17 protein-coding genes are annotated in these 16912 nt (G+C 43.5%); 9 read left to right on the top strand and 8 right to left on the bottom strand.

Features of this window, described 5'->3' with window-relative positions:
* The first annotated feature begins 304 nt into the window (after positions 1 to 304).
* Positions 305 to 778, top strand: a complete 474-nt coding sequence (locus B9T34_RS00645) for a hypothetical protein (RefSeq protein ID WP_228147381.1) — start codon at positions 305 to 307, stop codon at positions 776 to 778.
* A gap of 67 nt (positions 779 to 845) precedes the next feature.
* Here the strand turns inward: B9T34_RS00645 and B9T34_RS00640 are convergent, their stop codons facing one another.
* Complete coding sequence (locus B9T34_RS00640) at positions 846 to 1625, bottom strand: ferredoxin--NADP reductase (protein WP_086211240.1); 780 nt, start codon at positions 1623 to 1625, stop codon at positions 846 to 848.
* Between the two features lie 105 nt (positions 1626 to 1730).
* On the opposite strand from B9T34_RS00640, the gene tsaA reads away from it, so the two are divergent.
* Positions 1731 to 2444 (top strand): tRNA (N6-threonylcarbamoyladenosine(37)-N6)-methyltransferase TrmO, encoded by a 714-nt coding sequence (gene tsaA, locus B9T34_RS00635; RefSeq protein ID WP_086211239.1) that lies wholly within the window; start codon positions 1731 to 1733, stop codon positions 2442 to 2444.
* Between the two features lie 47 nt (positions 2445 to 2491).
* Here the strand turns inward: tsaA and B9T34_RS00630 are convergent, their stop codons facing one another.
* Together B9T34_RS00630 and B9T34_RS00625 are read right to left on the bottom strand one after the other, a co-directional pair.
* The gene (locus tag B9T34_RS00630; RefSeq protein ID WP_086211238.1) at positions 2492 to 3496 is read right to left on the bottom strand and encodes a hypothetical protein; all 1005 of its coding nucleotides are present in this window, start codon (positions 3494 to 3496) and stop codon (positions 2492 to 2494) included.
* A gap of 165 nt (positions 3497 to 3661) precedes the next feature.
* Complete coding sequence (locus tag B9T34_RS00625; protein ID WP_086211237.1) at positions 3662 to 4912, bottom strand: MgtC/SapB family protein; 1251 nt, start codon at positions 4910 to 4912, stop codon at positions 3662 to 3664.
* A 229-nt stretch (positions 4913 to 5141) separates the two neighbouring features.
* On the opposite strand from B9T34_RS00625, the gene B9T34_RS00620 reads away from it, so the two are divergent.
* The 4 genes from B9T34_RS00620 to B9T34_RS00605 all read left to right on the top strand — a co-directional run bounded on the left by B9T34_RS00620 (position 5142) and on the right by B9T34_RS00605 (position 9536).
* Positions 5142 to 6899 carry a GspE/PulE family protein gene (locus B9T34_RS00620; protein WP_086211236.1) on the top strand — a complete coding sequence of 586 codons (1758 nt, stop codon included), beginning with the start codon at positions 5142 to 5144 and terminating at the stop codon, positions 6897 to 6899.
* 100 nt (positions 6900 to 6999) lie between these two features.
* The gene (locus B9T34_RS00615; protein ID WP_086211235.1) at positions 7000 to 7383 is read left to right on the top strand and encodes a NirD/YgiW/YdeI family stress tolerance protein; all 384 of its coding nucleotides are present in this window, start codon (positions 7000 to 7002) and stop codon (positions 7381 to 7383) included.
* Positions 7384 to 7529: 146 nt separating this feature from the next.
* Positions 7530 to 8195, top strand: a complete 666-nt coding sequence (locus B9T34_RS00610; RefSeq protein ID WP_086211234.1) for a response regulator transcription factor — start codon at positions 7530 to 7532, stop codon at positions 8193 to 8195.
* A gap of 3 nt (positions 8196 to 8198) precedes the next feature.
* Entirely contained in the window at positions 8199 to 9536 is a 1338-nt protein-coding gene (locus tag B9T34_RS00605) for a sensor histidine kinase (RefSeq protein ID WP_086211233.1), read from the top strand.
* A gap of 109 nt (positions 9537 to 9645) precedes the next feature.
* On the opposite strand, the gene hemP is transcribed toward B9T34_RS00605, so the two are convergent.
* On the bottom strand, positions 9646 to 9816 hold the full coding sequence (gene hemP, locus B9T34_RS00600) for a hemin uptake protein HemP (RefSeq protein WP_086211232.1): 171 nt from the start codon (positions 9814 to 9816) through the stop codon (positions 9646 to 9648).
* Between the two features lie 141 nt (positions 9817 to 9957).
* Here hemP and B9T34_RS00595 point away from each other — a divergent pair, with 141 nt between their 5' ends.
* Entirely contained in the window at positions 9958 to 10857 is a 900-nt protein-coding gene (locus tag B9T34_RS00595) for a thiamine phosphate synthase (RefSeq protein ID WP_086211231.1), read from the top strand.
* 38 nt (positions 10858 to 10895) lie between these two features.
* On the opposite strand, the gene B9T34_RS00590 is transcribed toward B9T34_RS00595, so the two are convergent.
* The gene (locus B9T34_RS00590; RefSeq protein WP_171265099.1) at positions 10896 to 11444 is read right to left on the bottom strand and encodes a tetratricopeptide repeat protein; all 549 of its coding nucleotides are present in this window, start codon (positions 11442 to 11444) and stop codon (positions 10896 to 10898) included.
* 12 nt (positions 11445 to 11456) lie between these two features.
* Positions 11457 to 13850 (bottom strand): penicillin-binding protein 1B, encoded by a 2394-nt coding sequence (gene mrcB, locus B9T34_RS00585; protein ID WP_086211229.1) that lies wholly within the window; start codon positions 13848 to 13850, stop codon positions 11457 to 11459.
* A gap of 164 nt (positions 13851 to 14014) precedes the next feature.
* Between mrcB and B9T34_RS00580 the strand changes: the two genes are divergently transcribed.
* Together B9T34_RS00580 and B9T34_RS00575 are read left to right on the top strand one after the other, a co-directional pair.
* Positions 14015 to 14953, top strand: coding sequence for an NAD(+) kinase (locus B9T34_RS00580; protein WP_086211228.1), 939 nt, complete (start codon positions 14015 to 14017; stop codon positions 14951 to 14953).
* Between the two features lie 3 nt (positions 14954 to 14956).
* On the top strand, positions 14957 to 15223 hold the full coding sequence (locus B9T34_RS00575) for a YeaC family protein (RefSeq protein WP_086211227.1): 267 nt from the start codon (positions 14957 to 14959) through the stop codon (positions 15221 to 15223).
* Between the two features lie 70 nt (positions 15224 to 15293).
* Here the strand turns inward: B9T34_RS00575 and B9T34_RS00570 are convergent, their stop codons facing one another.
* Both B9T34_RS00570 and B9T34_RS00565 read right to left on the bottom strand, forming a co-directional pair.
* Positions 15294 to 15668 carry a hypothetical protein gene (locus B9T34_RS00570; RefSeq protein ID WP_086211226.1) on the bottom strand — a complete coding sequence of 125 codons (375 nt, stop codon included), beginning with the start codon at positions 15666 to 15668 and terminating at the stop codon, positions 15294 to 15296.
* Between the two features lie 132 nt (positions 15669 to 15800).
* Positions 15801 to 16805 carry a glycosyl transferase family protein gene (locus B9T34_RS00565; protein ID WP_086211225.1) on the bottom strand — a complete coding sequence of 335 codons (1005 nt, stop codon included), beginning with the start codon at positions 16803 to 16805 and terminating at the stop codon, positions 15801 to 15803.
* Positions 16806 to 16912 lie beyond the last annotated feature (107 nt).

The raw sequence follows: 16912 nt of genomic DNA, 5'->3' as shown, positions 1-16912 counted from the left end.
GATTTATCTTTATACAGAAATATTAAGCAAAATAATGTGCATTGTAAAAGTAAGTTTTTAATTGATTCTTCAGTAAACCATGCGTTCATGTAAGAGCGTATAACCCCTTAAAACCTTAGTTTAGCCGATTTGATTCTACTATTTACAGCTTTGCATGCTTGATTTTTTGCTCATGGTTAAATTTGAAAATAAGTTTTTATTTTAAAAAGTCTTTAGCTTAATATCGAATATTAAAAAATCAGTTTATTAAACAATGACAAGATTTATTTATGGGCAGCTGTGCATATTCGCTTTGATACCTATTTTGAGTTCATATGCATTGGCTGCAGTATCTGCAGAAAAAGCCTATGCAGAAATGCAAACTGAAGTTAGGCAAAATTTAACGGGACAATGGGCATGCCGTTCAGAATTAGCAGCGTATCAAATGAGTACTGAAACGCATGATGAGTACCGAGCAGACGGCAAATATTTTTCTGAAAGTAAAACGATGATGAAACGCCCTGCTGGCGAACAGCAGTCATCAATAGGTGTAGAGGCAAGGTGGTCACTGTCTGGCAATACTGTGCGGTTAAGCGATATTCAGCTGAAATCTGTTCAGGCGGATGATCCCGCTTATGCTGAGCGCCTAAAAGCGTTGTTCCAGCAATTGGATTGGGCTGAGAATAAGCTGTTAAGTTTATCGGGCAGCTCGCTGGCATTTTTACCTATTGCACCCATGGCATCAGAGATGCCAATTCATTGTCAGAAGCAATCTCATGTTCAGATGCAAAGTTCATAAAATAATGAGCTGAATAACAGATAAAAAAACCGAGCTACAAGGCTCGGTTTTTTTGATTCAAAGAATCTTACTTTTCAACGAATGCGCGTTCAATCACGTAGTCGCCTAGAACGCCCATTTTTGGAGATTCTTTTAGACCGTGCTGATCAAGAAGCGCTGCAACATCATCAAGGAATGCAGGCGAGCCGCAAAGCATTGCTCGGTCAGTTTCTGGATTGAAACGCGGCAAGCCGATTTTTTCAAAGAGCTGGCCAGATTCAATAGCAGTGGTTACACGGCCTTGAGTATGGAAGTCTTCACGAGTCACAGTAGGGTAGTAAACTAACTTTTCTTTAGCGCCTAACTCACCGAAGAATTCGTGATTTGGAATTTCGTTTTCAATCAGGTCTTGGTAAGCCAATTCAGAAACAAAACGTGTACCGTGAACAACAATGATTTTTTCAAAGCGTTCGTATGTTTCTGGATCGCGGATCGTAGACAAGAATGGTGCAAGACCAGTACCAGAAGAAAGCAAGTACAGGTTTTTACCTGGGTTTAGGTCGTCAAGAACTAAAGTACCTGTAGGTTTCTTAGAGACAAGAATGTCGTCGCCCACTTTTACTTTTTGCAAAATAGAGGTTAAAGGACCGTCTGGAACTTTAATAGAGAAAAACTCTAGCTCTTCTTCGTAGTTTGCGCTGGCAATTGAATATGCGCGCAATAAAGGCTTGCCATTGACTTCAAGACCAATCATCACAAATTGACCATTTTTAAAACGCAGCGCAGTATCGCGTGTAGTTTTAAAACTGAATAAAGTGTCATTCCAGTGGTGTACGTGAGTAATCTTTTCGACGTTGAAAGCAGCCATTAAAGGTCTCAATAAATTATCAAATTAGAACAGCTTGCTATTCTAATCTAAAACCATTCTCGATAAACTGAATATATTTAATTGAACTTATCAGAAAAAGTGATTATGACGGGCTTAAATTTGCCAATTATTGGGTATATGAATTCTCCCTACAAAGAAAAGTTTGGCATTCCGCGTCAGCCAAATTTGGTGCAAGTTGAATCTTATATTGACATGCAGGCGCCGTATAATGACCTTTTGGCCTTTGAGGGGATTGAAGCGTTTAGCCATCTTTGGCTGGTTTGGCAGTTTCATGACAATAAAAATCAACAATATAGCGATAAATTTCGTCCGCAGGTACGTCCGCCGCGTTTAGGAGGCAACAAGAAAATTGGTGTATTCGCCACGCGTAGTATGTATCGTCCATCACCTATAGGCTTATCTGTTGTACAGCTGAAAGAAGTCAAAAAGGTAGGTAAATCTGTCCGAGTATATGTATGTGGAAGTGATTTGCTGCATGGCACTCCCATTATTGATATTAAGCCTTATATTCACTATTCAGACGCAGTGCAGGGGGCGCAAAGCGGCTATGCGCAAGAAGAGCCTCAACGTAAGGCAGTCATTTGGAGTATAGACGCTGAAATACAGCGTGATGAATATCTAAAAAAACAGTTATTGAACGCTCAATTGATTGATGAACTTGAACAGGTGCTGAGCTTAGATCCGCGACCTGCTTATCAGGATGATGCAGAAAGAGAATATGGCATGCTGTTTGCCGCATTTAATATTAAATTTCAGGTAAGTGGTGAGCTGATTCAAATTACTGCCATTGCGCTATAGAAAAAAAGGAGCTCAAAGCTCCTTTTTTAATACTGCCAATGATGTGTTTATGGTTTCATATGAGCTTGAATGAATTTCGCAGCAGTATCGTTATACCAAGAGCATTGATTGTTTAAAGTATCAATTTCTTCAATCGCGAGCTTACGCTCTGCTTCTGTTAAAGACTCATCTATTAGATCTTTTTGTCTTTGAATATAGTCAGCCAAACTGTACTCAACACCCTTTAGATAACGTGTTGCACCATAGTAATTACCTTTGTATTCCGCTGCACCGTAGTCTTGACCAGGTCCCGTGCTAAGTGGCGTACTACTATTAGAATATAAGTAAGCAATGGTATCTTTATAGGTTTTTTTGAAGATAGAAGGATCGTTTTGGGCATACTGCTGTTCATAACGGGCAAAAGAGGCTTTGTCATTATTTGATGTATAGGCATACAAATGTTCTTGATTATTGGTACGAACTGTATCTTGTAGGCAAGAAGAACCAGCAGGGAAGTTTAGATTTTTAACCTTATTATAATAAGTTTGACGTATTGGATCAAAAATTACATTTGGGTTGTTTGCGATTTCCCATTGATCTCTTGCTTCTAAAGTTGCTAAAGCATTTTTACCGTTTAGGTCAATTTTTTTATAACTTGTTGTAAATACAAGGCCACTCGACCCTACAGGGGAGTAGGGCTTTTGGATGAAGGTCAAATTATTAAAACTGCCTGTTCCGGCTAAATATCCATATTTGGAATTTTGCGGCCCGAAATCTTGATATACACCATCTTGAGTAATCAAATAATCATTATCAATTTCAGCTGAATCATCTTGTACGTAAATATTGCTTTTGTCTAAAGTCATAAGTTGATGAACTAATTCAAGCGCTTCATTAACTGCATATCCGCCATCAAGTTCAAAATAATGCCATTGCTGGAAATCTTTATTCTCTTCTGTAGATCCTGCATCAGTCCCTTGGTAATCACTTGCAGAACTGCCGCCACCGCCGCCTCCGCAGCCAATCAGAGTTAATGCTGTAATAATGGATAGGCTCAGGCTTTTTAGCTGCATTGGTTATATACCCTCTGTTTTTTAATATTAATAAATCATTAAAGCACAGGGATAATATTGTAAATATCATGTAATAAATAAATTTTTATTTTAAGAAATGTTAATAGTTTTATTTTTACTAATAAATAAGATTGGCTGTTAAATTTTATTTAACAAAATCGGCTTTTATCTGTACAGAATCAGCAAACTGATCAATACGGCCATATGCAGAATCTGGATGGGTGCAAAAACACGGAAATACTGCCAGCCGCCTGTCAGCAATGCATTGATTGATTTCGCAATGGCATGTGCAGCAAGGCCGAAAATAAAAGCATAAAACACAGCGGATTGATCAGGGCTGCCTTGCATAACCACTGTTGCCATCGCAGCGTGAATTTCAAAGAGGGATGCAAGCAAGGTGCCGGCAATCAAGCCTGCATCACCCAGCCACAGATTTAATCCATACACTCCCGCTTGAATGAGCGTTAAAGTTGCTGCAATGATTCCAGCTTCTTTTAAACTGAACATGCGTGAATCTTCCTGCTCCAATTTTTGGACGGGCACAGCGCTTCGGAGGAACCAATAGGCAGAGCCAGCTAAAATTAGAGTGGCAACGGCGGTTGGAAATAGTATGGTTTTAAACCAAACCATGCTTACGCCAGCAATAATAATCAGCAATTGCAGCAGCGTAGCTACACAAGACATTAAGGCTGCGCCAGCATTGCTTTTGGCTTCGGCTCGTCCCGAACGAACTTCCATGCCAAGGCTGGCAATGGTGGCTGTACTGGACACAAAGCCAGATGCTATGGCGGACAACAGCATGGCATTTTTAGAAGACAGCAGCCGTTTTGCAATATGCGCCAAGCTTTGCACGGCTAAAATGAGAGTCAGCAGTTTTAAAATGACATAAGGATTAAGCACAGCGCCCCAAAGCGGTTTATTGGGGGTAAGCGGCAGCGCAATCAGAATCAGCGCCAGTAAAAACAAGCCGTCTTTAAACTCCGCTTCAGTCATCCATTTCCCTGCAAAACTGTGCATAGAATGCTTGCCCATTAAAATAATGGTGAGGCAGACGGCAAGCCCAGCAGCGATGGGTGCATTCCATAAACACATGGCGCCTATAAAATAGGTCATGACAAAGGCAAGTTCAGTGGTAATGCCAGGATCGTCAGGCTGATTTTGAATAGAGAAAATAACGATACCGCCAACAATTACTGCGCCTGCAATACCAATGACTGGGTCCAGTAAAAAGCACAAAGCGCCCAGCAGTGCGCAAACGGCAAAAGAGCGCAGGCCTGCAAAACTGTGCTGATTTTCACGCTGTTTACTGCGTTCACGTTCCAAGCCAATCATTAGGCCGCAGCCCAGCGCAGAAGCGAACAAGGTCAGCAGCTCCTGAAATGAACTGGATGTGACAGACAGTGCAGAAAAGTCCAAACAGCCTTCCTAAGCTTAAAGAGCACAGTTTAAATATAGGGCAAGCTTTTATAGATGAGCAAGCGCTAAGACGTATAAATCCCAAATAACCTTAATTTCTTTATGGGATTAGTGCGCTTTTATGTGTAAAACGTGCTGTGAAGCATACAGGATATGTATCTCTGCCTGAATAATTCAACTCGATGCAGAAAACTTGTTATAGTTGACGCATGTTTGGGGACATAAGCAAATGACATATAATTTTGAAATTGATACTTCTTGGTGTTTAGAGCAATTACAAAAAGACGGGCGCATTACAGAACGCGAGAAAATGCTGATTCAAACCACGCATCGCCAGCGGGATCAGCTGAAATGGCACCCTTTGCAGTGGATTGCCAATTTCAATTTGCCGGATGCCAGCCATCTGCAAAGCACATTAACTTTAAACCGCTTGTGCCAGTGGCTGTCAGAAAAATCAGGTCTGCCATTTTATATTATTGATCCCCTAAAGGCGGATGTGCAGTCACTCACCAGTGTGATGTCGCAAGAATTTGCCATGCGCAACAAGATTTTGGCAGTAGAACTGCAAAATGAACATGTGTTGATTGCGACAGACCAGCCTTATAAATCTGAGTGGGTTGCCAATTTAGAACGGACAGTGCTGCCTCGGAAAATTCAGCGTGTGCTGCTGAGTCCAGATCAGCTGCAACGCTATCTGATTGAATACTATCAAGTGAGCCGTGCGGTCAGCTCATCGCAAAAATCTTCTGCTTATGACAGAGAGAACAAAGGCGTGGAAGCGCTGCTGCAATTGGGGGATTCACAAAATCCAGATGCCAATGATCAGCACATTGTTAAGCTGGTCGATTGGGTGCTGCAGTTTGCTTTTGAACAGGGCGCCAGCGATATTCATTTAGAGCCGCGTAAAGATACAGGTAAAGTGCGTTTCCGAATTGACGGTGTGCTGCATACGATTTACAACATGCCGGCCAATACCTTAACCGCTGTGATTTCGCGGATTAAGATTTTAGGCCGAATGAACGTCGCGGAAAAGCGCAAGCCGCAGGATGGACGTTTAAAAACACGTACTCCCAAAGGGCAGGAAACGGAACTGCGCTTATCGACCCTGCCAACCGCTTTTGGTGAAAAACTGGTCATGCGTATTTTTGACCCCGATGTTTTGGTGCGCAGTTTTCAGCAATTGGGTTTTGAAGGCCGCTTGCAGGAATCTTGGAACCAATTAACCAGCCACAGTCATGGCATTATTTTAGTTACAGGGCCGACAGGTTCGGGTAAAACCACCACGCTGTATTCGTCGTTAAAACAGCTGGCGACAGATCAAGTCAATGTCTGCACCATTGAAGATCCCATTGAAATGCTTGAGCCTAGTTTTAACCAAATGCAGGTGAATGCAGGGATTGAATTAGGCTTTGCTGATGGTGTGCGTGCACTCATGCGTCAAGACCCAGACATTATTATGGTCGGAGAGATTCGAGATCATGATACGGCCAATATGGCGATACAGGCGGCGCTGACAGGTCATTTGGTGCTTTCTACACTGCATACCAATGATGCGCCGTCCAGCTTAACGCGTCTGCATGATTTAGGTGTTCAGCCCTTTCTTACTGCGGCCACCATTTTAGGTGTATTGGCGCAGCGTTTGGTGCGTCAGCTGTGTCCGCACTGTAAGCAGGAAACTTTTATTAATGATCAAGAGTGGAAGCATTTAACCTTTGATTATAATGTGAAAACGCCGGAATTTGTGTTTAAGGCCGTGGGCTGCGACGAATGCCGCCAAACAGGCTATAAAGGCCGTGTCGGCATTTATGAATTTATGCCTTTGAGCTTAGAAACTAAGCAGATTATTGGCGACAATGGCAATTTAACCCAGTTGCGCCAGCAGGCGCGTAAAGAGGGGATTGAACCTTTGCGGATTGCGGGCGCACGCAAAGTTGTTGCAGGGATTACCACATTGGAAGAGGTGCTGCGGGTGGTGCCACTAAATTGATGATGTGCTGATTTGTCTATTAAATGATCTTAAGGTTCAGTTCATTTGCGGTTGTTTTAATGCCTTCAACGCAATACAACACGACTATGAGGCTAGAACGATGAATAAGTTCACTAAAGTAATTTTGGCAGCTGGTTTTACTGCTGTATCAGCGGTGGCTATAGCAAATACGGTAAAAGCGCCAGCTGCAGCTGAACCCGCAGTGAATCATACCGCTTTTGCTAAAGCAGTAACGGTAAAACAGGCGCTTAGCCTGAAAGACGATACCAAGGTTGAGCTGAAAGGTAACGTGGTTAAAGCGCTGGGCGATGAGAAATATCAATTCCGTGACAGCACTGGCACGATGACGGTAGAAATTGACGACAAACTTTGGCACGGTAAAAAAGTTGCAGCCAAAACACCGCTCACTATTAACGGCGAAATTGACGTGGATTACAAACCCGCGAAGCACGTCAGTGTTGATGTAGATAGTGTGAAATTCTAAAGCGCAAAGATGCAATACAATTGTATTAGATCACAGCATGGCCATACCGAATGACCATGCTGTTTTTATTTGTGTCATCAGTGAAATTTGCTGAAATTAAGCAGTATGATGTTGTGAAATAACAGAAAAATATAAGCGGAGATGAGATGAGAATTCTATTGGCAGAGGATGATGCCTCTCAGGCGCAAAGCATTAAAACCTGGCTGGAAATGGATGGCTATAGTATTGATTGGGTGGAGCGCGGTGACTTTGCCATTTCAGCGATTGAACAGCATCAATATGACTGCGTGCTCTTAGACCGCGGCTTGCCCAAGGCAACGGGTGATGAAATTCTGCAGGCGCTGCGAAAAAAACAGCTGAATACACCTGTCATCTTTTTAACAGCTCGCGACAGTGTGCAAGACCGAGTCGAAGGTCTGGATTTAGGCGCCAATGACTATTTGGTAAAACCTTTCAGTCTGGAAGAGCTGTCTGCCCGCGTGCGTTCGCAAATGCGTCAAAAGCATAATGTGAATAGCCAAAAAATCCATTTCGCGGGTTTGACCTTAGATACACAAGCTAAAATTGTGGTTCATAAAAATGAAACCTTGACGCTCACAGCTAAAGAATTTCAAATTTTGTATAAGCTGATGCAAAAACCAGAGCACATCATTACCCGCGAACAGCTGGAGGAGTCGCTGTATGCATGGGGGGATGAAATTGAAAGCAACGCGATTGAAGTGTTTATTTATCAGCTGCGTAAAAAAATTGGCAGCCAGTATATTAAAACCATTCGCGGTTTGGGTTACCGCATGAATCAGCCTCAGGATTAAGGCATGCAAAAACAACAGGCGGTTTCACTGCAGCGGCGTTTAGTTAAAACTTCAGTTTTCAGTTCTATTGCTGCAGGTTTAATTGCCTTGGTGCTGCTGTTGGGCATTTCAGCGTATCAAATCATGTCTCTGCAAGATCAGATCATGGATGAAATTTCAGACATGCTGATGCTGTCGGATATTACTAAATCCTCAGGGCAGCAAGTTGATGAATTGAGTGATCAGTTTGATATCCATTACCGCTTGGTGTTTAAAGGCCAAACCCTTACCCAGTCTGAAGATGCTGAAAATGATGTATTTCAGTATCTGCGGCAGCATGCAGGACAGGGGTATTCCCTGATGTGGCATCAGGGAGAGCTTTGGCGGACTTTTGTACAGTATAATTCAGACATGACGGTTTATGCGGTTCAGCCGCTTGCAGCCCGTTTTGAGGAAATTGTTTCGACCACGGCAAGCTATGCTGCGATTTTGGCCGTGCTTTGGTGCTTGCAATGGCTGATTGTGCATATTTTAATCAAACGCCAATTTAAATCTATTCATGCGCTGTCGCATCAAATTTCTGAAAAGAGCGCCAATGATTTGGAACCGATTATTTCACAGCAGCCTGAACTGGCAGAATTACAGCCAATGGTCAAGCAGCTCAATCATATGCTGGAACGGGTAAAACATGCGCTGATTGCTGAGCAGCGCTTTACAGCCGATGCATCACATGAATTGCGCTCTCCGTTGTCAGCTATACAAATGCGTGTGCAGGTGCTTAAACGCAAATATCAAGACCATGCGCAGCTGCCCGATGAGCTGAAGCAGATTCAACAGGATGTCAACCGTGGCACGCAGGTGCTGGAAAATCTTTTATTGCTGGCAAGGCTGGATCCTTCAAACCCTGAAGATTTGCCTAAATCAAAGATTGATTTGGCAGACACGACCTCTGAAGTACTGCAGGCCCTTGCACCATTTGTACAGGAAAAAAGCATTCAGACCCATGTACAGGCGGCAGATTTGCCTATTTATGCCAATGCAGAGCTGATCTTCACATGCTTGCGCAATTTAGTGGATAACGCCATTCGCTATGCTCAGCGCAATGGCCAGCTGAATATTAGTATGAGTGTCAATCAAGGTCAGGCGCAGTGGGTGATTGCAGATAATGGTACAGAAGTGACGGATGAAGTTCTGGCGCGCTTAGGTGAGCGGTTTTACCGTGCGCTGGGTACGCAAACACAAGGAACTGGACTGGGTTTGTCGATTTGCAAGAAAGTCATTGAGCTGCATCAAGGCAGTATTGTATTTTCTCAATCTGTGCTGGGCGGCTTAGAAGTGAAAATTGAGTTGCCTTTAGCCTAAGGCATCGTTTGAAGATTTTTATAAAGGATGCTGTTTTAAAGCATAAAAAAGCAGTATGCGCTGATTCATACTGCTTGTTTCCACGTTTATTATTATCTCTAGCTTTTTGTTATTTTGTGAGAATTAAGCGATTATTGCGGGTTAATCGCAAACGGTATTCTTCTCCTGCATGCATAATGCGGATTTCACGGCCTAATGCAAATAAGTTATTAGAATGCAGCATTGGCAGTGCATGATGAGATTCAGTGTTGCGTGTAAATAAGCTAAAAGGTGCGTTCATTCCGTCGACTCCGTGGTGTGTTTGAGTGATTTAAATGATAATCATTATCGAATAGGCCTGTCAACGGTAAATGAGAATATTTTATAAAAAATCATTTTTGCTTACACTAAGTAAAATTTGAAGAACATGGAACAGGCTGTTATGTCAAAACCGAATTTGCATATTGCTATTGGTATTCTGCTGCATCGAGGCAAAGTTTTGGTGGGATGGCGCGAAGCATCTCAGCATCAAGGCAATAAGCATGAATTTCCTGGCGGTAAAGTTGAGGAAGGTGAAACGCCTGAAGAAGCATGCCGCCGTGAAGTGTTTGAAGAAGTGGGTGTTGGCATAAATGATTGGCATGCCTTTGATTTCATTCGCCATGAATATGACGATGTTATTGTTAATTTGCATCTTTTTCATGCCGCAGTACCAGACGCGCTGCTCAACGAAATTCAGCAGCCGTGGACGTGGTATCAGCGCAATGAACTGCTGGATTTAAATTTTCCTAAAGCCAATAAAGCCATGCTGAAGCGCTTGCATTGGCAGCGGCAGATTAAAATTTCAGATGATTTAACTGCTTTAGCGCAGCTTACTGAGCATCAGCTGCTGTATTGGCGTGTCGATGCGGTACAGGCGAATGTAGAAGCGCTTGCGCAAGAGAATATCAGTGTGCTGGATCAACTGATTGTCAATATAGAACTATGGAAACAGCTGAACAGCATCCAGCAGCAGGCCATCGGCACAATACATTTAAAACAGGCGCAATGCCTATTGCTGAAAAAAGGTGATCTTAAGGTAGGCCATCGCTACTTGGCCGCCTGCCACGATTTAAATTCTGCACAGCATGCGCAGGACATCGGCTGTGATGCCATTCTATTAAGTCCAGTGTTGCCAACAGCAACTCATCCTGACACGCCGGCTTTAGGATGGGCTGAGTTGGAGCAGATTGCGCAGCAGATGGACATTCCTGTATTTGCTTTGGGCGGTATGACACCTGAACATTTGCTAGAGGTGCAGCAGCATGGAGCCTATGGAGTTGCAGGCCAGCGTTTTATCTAAACAGTTTGAATTACAGATCTAAAAAATTAAAGCCCATTTTAGAGGGCTTTTAATGCTTGCTGCGCTTTTTGAATGGTTTGCGTTTTCTTCTGTTTTTGTCCGGCCTGCAGCATAATATTCCATAGCTGTTTTTTCATAGGCGTGCTTTGCGCATAGCTTAAACCGCGCTGCGCGAGTGCTTCGGCATTGGCTGGCTGGTTCTTGCGGTTGGCAATCATGGCCAAGTACATAAAAGTTTCTGCAGATTGCGGTGCGAGGCGTTGCGCCTGCATTGCTGTATCTTCCGCTTTATTCAGTTCGCCTTTTGCGTAAAAGCTTTGGGTTTGCTGAATCAGCTTTTTAAAGGCAGGCAGGTTGCGGCCATCATCAAACTTCTGAACACGTTCTGGCTGCTTTGGAATCACAACAGGTTTACGTTCAATATCTGGACGATCATAGGGGTGAATAATGACGCCAGAAGAATCTCGGATAACTTTCGGATTTTCTTTCTGGGCATTTTTCTCTGGCGCTTTCTGTTCAGGCGCTGGCAGGCTTTGACAGCCAGCCAGAATAAGAAGGATCGAAGCGATGAGTGTATTCTTTAAAATCAAAATCTAACCTCAGTTGTTAAAGCTGCCGCTGGAAATGACACGGGTATCATCAGAAGTATCCTGATCATTGCCTGTATCACTTTCGCGGATAAGGTTTTCTAAACTATCAGTTGGAGATGAATCTGCTTGAGGGAATTCGGTATCACTTGTGTTAGCAGGTGATTCATATTGTGACTCTGCGCAAGCGGTTGAGCGGTTAGGCATAGAGTTGCGCAGCAGCGGAATATGCACGGCGCCGGCACAGCCTGAAGCTGATAGCTCGCCGGTGCTGCTATCTAGCCATTGCCAAAGCACATCGTTTGGCTGGCGCAGATTGACAGGTTTCTGACGCAGCTGCTTCATTACATTAATCCACACTGGCAGGGCGCCAGTTGAACCCGTCAGGCCAGTAATTTTATTGTCATCTAAGCCTAACCATACAACGGCTGCATAATTGCCTGAGTAACCTGCAAACCACGAGTCACGGGTGTCATTGGTGGTGCCTGATTTACCCGCCAATTCAAGCGAAGTTGGGAAGGTGTTATAGGCTGAACGGCCTGTGCCAGAATTCATGACTTGCTGTAAGCCATAGTTCAGCACATAGGCGGCAGATGGGTCGATAGTCGGCTGTACAGATAAGCTGTAGCGCTCTAGGGTATGACCGTTGGTGTCTACAACAGAGCGGATCGATTTCACTGGGTATTTGAAACCGCCAGTAGCAAAGTTGCCATAGATGCTCATGACTTCCATAGGCGACATATCCACCGCACCTAAATAAATAGATGGATAGCTGGAAATATTTGAAGTGACGCCAAATTTTTTCAGATGATTGATAAAGGTCGAAATACCAAATTCTTGACCTAAGCGCACAGCTGATAAGTTATAGGATTGAGACAATGCCTGTGACATGGGAACTACGCCGTGTTCGCCGCCGCTATAGTTTTTGGGTGTCCATGCTTTGCCTTCACTTTGAATGCTGATTGCGCTGTCTTCAATTTGGCTCGCCCAGTTGTAGCGTCCAGATTCAATTGCGCTGAGGTAAATCACTGGCTTTAAAAGTGAACCCACTTGACGTTTAGCATCCAGCGCACGGTTAAAGCCTGTAAAGTCTTGGGTAGAACCGACAGCGGCTACGAGTTCGCCATTTTCAGGATGAGTAATCAGCACAGCGCCTTGCAGTTCTTTTAAACGGCTCGGATTCGCGTTGCCTAAGCGGGCAACCGTTTCTTTAAAGCTGTTTTGCACACGGGTTTGCGCCAATGGATCCAGTGTCGTAAAGATCTTTAGACCCTGATTGGTCAAATCACTTTCTTGGTATTCGGTACGCAGCTGTCGGCGCACAATATCAAGGAAGTCTGGGAAGCGGGCAGGGCCGAGCGTCGGTTTTGCAATGACATTGAGCGGACGGGCAGTTTCAGTCTCATATTGCTGCTGTGTTAAATAGCCCATGACCAGCATATTGTTTAATACAATGTCGCGGCGCTTTTTCGCAGCTTCAGGATTGCGCCATGGATTATAAAGCGTAGGGCCTTGCACTAAGCCGACTAAATAAGCTTGCTGTGCAATATTCAATTCACGCAGCGGCAAGCCAAAATAAAACTGTGAAGCTAAACCATAACCGTTAATTGAATAGTTGCCGTTTTGCCCAAGGTTTACTTCATTTAAATACGCTTCAAGAATTTCATCTTTGTCGTAATGCAGTTCAATCAGCATGGCCATCAATGCTTCATTGACTTTACGCTTGATGGTTTTTTCAGGACTCAGATAAAAGTTTTTGACCAGCTGCTGCGTTAAAGTCGAGCCGCCTTGACGTTTGCCGCCCGTGACGTTGCTGACAATAGCGCGCGCCGTACCGCGAACTGAAATACCGTGGTGACTGTAGAAATTGCGGTCTTCAGTTGCAATTAATGCTTCAATCAAAGGTTTCGGCACATTTTTGAGTTTAATCAGCACGCGGTCTTCATTGTGCTGCGGATAAATCCCGCCAATCAGCATAGGCTCTAAACGCGCAATGCCGCTTGATGAAGGCTTGGTCGCGCTTACATCTGTAATGGTATCTTTACCAAATGAAATCTTTAAAACTTGCTCAGGCTCTACACTGGTGCCGAAATCAAATCCACGGGTATGGACATACATTTCATTGCCGTTATTTACGTAGCTGCCGGTTTTAGCATAGCTGTCCGCATTTTTATAGCCGAGCATTTTCAGCTCTTCCTGCACATCATCTTGACTGACTGCCGCATTGCTGTAAATTTCTAAAGGACGAGCAAATACTTTGGCTGGGATATCCCAGCGCTGTCCTTCAAATTTAGCGCGGACTACATTGTCGATTTTAATCAGATAGACACTGAAAGCGACGAATGCGCCAATCACCAAAACACAGAAAATAAATGCGATAATGCCTATGCCGCGTTCAGACTTCATAAATGATGATAAGATCCTGAGAAATTTTGCTAATCATGCGAAGCTTTTGACCATTTTGCAATATTTAAACTGTATAACTATGCAAAATAAGCAGGTGTCTGTCAGATTATTGGTAAATCAAAGTTTGTAAATCAAAGTTTTTTTAAATCAAAAGCGTTAATGCTATGATAAGCATGAAGCGTAGCGGAGCAATGGCGCAGGTGCATATTTCACATAAGGCTTTTCGGAATATTGGATTAATTGGACGTCCTGACAAATCGTCAGTGGTTGAGACCTTATGCCTGATACATGATCATTTACTGAGTTTAGGGCTGCATCCTGTATTTGATACAGAAACAGCTCAATTGGTACCTTATACCAACACCCAGACAGTCAGCAAAGCCTTGCTGGGGGAAGTGGTAGATTTGGTTATTGTGGTTGGCGGTGATGGTTCACTGCTGCATGCGGCGCGTGCTTTGGTCAAATACAACACGCCAGTGATTGGTGTAAACCGCGGACGTTTAGGCTTTTTAACAGATATCAAGCCGACAGAAGTGATTTTTAAGCTGGATCAAGTGCTGAAAGGTGAATTTCAGCAGGACCGCCGTTTTTTGCTTGAAATTGAAATCCGATCTAAAGGTGAAAGCATTTATGATGCGATTGCCCTCAATGATGTGGTGCTGCATTCAGGTAAATCTGTACATATGATTGACTTCGAGCTGAACATTGACGGTCAGTATGTCTATCGTCAGCACAGTGATGGTCTGATTGTATCTACCCCAACAGGGTCTACCGCTTATGCACTGTCGGGCGGCGGGCCAATTGTGCATCCAAGTATGGATGCTATTGCTTTGGTGCCTATGCATCCGCATACTTTGTCTTCACGTCCAATTGTCGTGGGCGGTCAAAGTGAAATTAAGATTCTGATTCGTGAAAACCGTGTGCTGCCTATGGTCAGCGCAGACGGTCAGCACAGTGTTTCACTGGGTGTTGGAGATAGTTTACATATCCGTAAACATCCCTTTAAACTGAATTTGCTCCATCCGCCAGGTTATGACTTTTATATGGCATGCCGTACCAAGCTTGGCTGGAACCAAGATTTTGACTCATTTAAGCAGGATTAATCCATGAATATCGAACAAATGCTTGCCATACTGGATCCTGAAATTGTTGCACGCTTAAAAACAGCAATTGAAATTGGAAAATGGCCAAATGGTGTAGCGCTGACCGCAGAGCAGCGTCAAACATGCATGCAGGCAGTGTATGCGTGGGAAATGAAGAACTTGCCTGAAACAGAGCGCAGCGGCTATATTGACCGTGGCACCAAAGAAGAAGATGAACATTGTGATTCACATGTGGAAGAGCCGGAATTTAAGCCAATCCGTTTTGTGTAATGACATCTAAGATTTATGATAGGTATTGATAAATCTTAAACTGAAAAAAACCAGCATCATGCTGGTTTTTTTAATTGTTGATGCTGATGTTGTAAGGTTCACCTTCTTCAAAGCTGACACAGATTGAATACAGGCTGATATTGGCAGGTAAGACAAAGTCCAAATGATTTTGGCGAAAAGCGATTTGCTCTTCAGTGAGATCGTCCTGATTTAAAATACTGCGGTCATTTAAAACCAAATGCTCAATAATTTGTTCTGTACTGGGTTTTGGATTGCCAAAATGCGCAGTCCAATATTCAGCTGGAATAGCATCTAAATGCAGCTGAACAAATTGCATGACCACCTGTGTAAAGGTATTCCGAAAAATGAGCGCATCATATAGGGCATTCCGTGCCCGCATTTCTTTTTCTGCGGAGGCTGAATCTGTGTTGAAAGTCGTATTCATATAGATTCTCCGTAGCTATTATTTTGATAACTGTATCACGAAAAAATAAATTAGCATTAAAAGATCTGCTCTGCCTAGCAGATCTTTTACGGGACTGTATCAATCTTGCTGCTTTATTCTGCAGCATATCGGTTAAATGCTTGCACTGCGTGTTTGCCACAGTTTTTGAGCTAAATTCATCGCATCTTCATAGCTTTGTACGGCACCCATTGCATACAGCGCAATGCCCATAGTTTCTACAACGGCAATCTCGCCATATTCATGATTTTTCGAGCCTTCCCAAACGGCTTTAAAGACAGCTAAATCGAGTTCTTCTTCAGTTGGGCTGCGGTTATCAGTCAGTTTAGGCAATTCATGTTCATATAATTCACCGTCTTTAATACCGCAGATGAGGGTTTTGGCATCCGGATTGCGTTCAAATTCTCCGCCTTCACCTTTAATCACTGCGCTGTTTTGATAGCCAAGTTTAAAGGCGGCCTGCTGATGCGAGCTGCGGTAAGCCGGATGAAAAATGGCCTGCATGGTTGCTTTGGCATTAAACGGATTGATTAAACGCGCCAGCGTATGAATAGGCGAGCGCAGCCCCATCACATTACGCAGTGAAATCAGGTCACTTAAAATAGGTGAAATGGCTTCTAATGGCATATAGGCAAAATTGCGCTGTTTTAATTGCTGCTCTACATCGAGGTCATTTTGGCAAATTGGATAACTTAAATATTCCAATACCTGTTCGGTATACAAGCGGTTAATGGTATGGCCCGAAGCGCCATGCATCACCACTTTATAGCCATGATGAGCAAGAGTGAGCGCTGCCAGTAAAAACCATGGATAGTGCTTACGTTTTCCTGCATAAGATGACCAGTCTAAATCTACCTGCAGCGGCTTGAAATTCAGCTGGTCACGCGTGGCTTGCACAAAGCCCGTCAGCTCATCTACAGATTCTTCTTTTACACGCAGCAGCATGAGGAATGCGCCGAGCTGCACATCCAGAACTTCATCTTTTAAAATCATACTGAAGGCCTGATAGGCTTCATCATAGGTCAGCGAGCGGGCGCCGTTTTTACCCTTGCCGACAATGCGGACAAACTGTGCAAATGGATGTTCAAAATCTTTGTAGATATTTCGTTTTGTATTCATGGCAGCTGATTGTAAAAGTATAGGCAAACATTGTAGTCTACTTTTATGGTTGGGTTTTTTCAGCCAATTTTTTATTCTTATTTCGTCTAATGATAGACCATAGTCTA

This window comes from Acinetobacter sp. ANC 3813 (assembly GCF_002135435.1).
GTDB lineage: Bacteria > Pseudomonadota > Gammaproteobacteria > Pseudomonadales > Moraxellaceae > Acinetobacter.
This window is presented reverse-complemented; position numbering and strand designations above follow the sequence as displayed.